Annotated in this window: 2 pseudogenes; both read left to right on the forward strand. The window is 58.4% G+C overall.

Annotated elements, in window-relative coordinates:
- Positions 1 to 358 (forward strand): annotated as a pseudogene (locus tag ACOT0L_RS23980) (hypothetical protein); the annotation flags it as partial.
- A 195-nt stretch (positions 359 to 553) separates the two neighbouring features.
- A pseudogene (locus tag ACOT0L_RS23985) lies at positions 554 to 1034 on the forward strand (IS6-like element IS6100 family transposase); the annotation flags it as partial.

The following is a 1034-nucleotide window of genomic DNA, read 5'->3' on the forward strand; positions in this document are numbered from 1 at the left end:
GCTGGGATCCAACCTTCATCGCAGAACGCCTAGAACTCGAAATCTAACGTCCGTTCGGGCATCGAGGTCCATGTCGGGGTGGGACGGGCCCGTGGCTTCAAGATCACTTGCAGTCCGACCGCGATGTCTTGGTTGCGCGAGAGGTTGTCGATATCCTCCACTTCCATCATCAACCCTGGATAATGCCGCCGCCGTCATCGCCGCCGACGCCCGTGCCGGGCTTTTCGGGCCTGTCAGGCTTGCTCGGCCTTCAGCCTGCCTGGGCGAGATCTCCGGCGGACGGATTAACGGCGGAGCTTCGCCGCCTTTCGTGCGTGTGAAGGCCGAAGATAGTTCTCTCAAAAACATCCGTTTATGAGAGATACCAAATGTCATTTTCAGAAGACGACTGCACCAGTTGATTGGGCGTAATGGCTGTTGTGCAGCCAGCTCCTGACAGTTCAATATCAGAAGTGATCTGCACCAATCTCGACTATGCTCAATACTCGTGTGGGCTCTGTTGCAAAAATCGTGAAGCTTGAGCATGCTTGGCGGAGATTGGACGGACGGAACGATGACGGATTTCAAGTGGCGCCATTTCCAGGGTGATGTGATCCTGTGGGCGGTGCGCTGGTATTGTCGCTATCCGATCAGCTATCGCGACCTTGAGGAAATGCTGGCGGAACGCGGCATTTCGGTCGACCATACGACGATCTATCGCTGGGTCCAGTGCTACGCCCCGGAGATGGAGAAGCGGCTGCGCTGGTTCTGGCGGCGTGGCTTTGATCCGAGCTGGCGCCTGGATGAAACCTACGTCAAGGTGCGGGGCAAGTGGACCTACCTGTACCGGGCAGTCGACAAGCGGGGCGACACGATCGATTTCTACCTGTCGCCGACCCGCAGCGCCAAGGCAGCGAAGCGGTTCCTGGGCAAGGCCCTGCGAGGCCTGAAGCACTGGGAAAAGCCTGCCACGCTCAATACCGACAAAGCGCCGAGCTATGGTGCAGCGATCACCGAATTGAAGCGCGAAGGAAAGCTGGACCGGGAGACGGCCC

This window comes from Enterobacter cloacae complex sp. XAL002, from assembly GCF_049236805.1.
Classification (GTDB): domain Bacteria; phylum Pseudomonadota; class Gammaproteobacteria; order Enterobacterales; family Enterobacteriaceae; genus Enterobacter; species Enterobacter intestinihominis.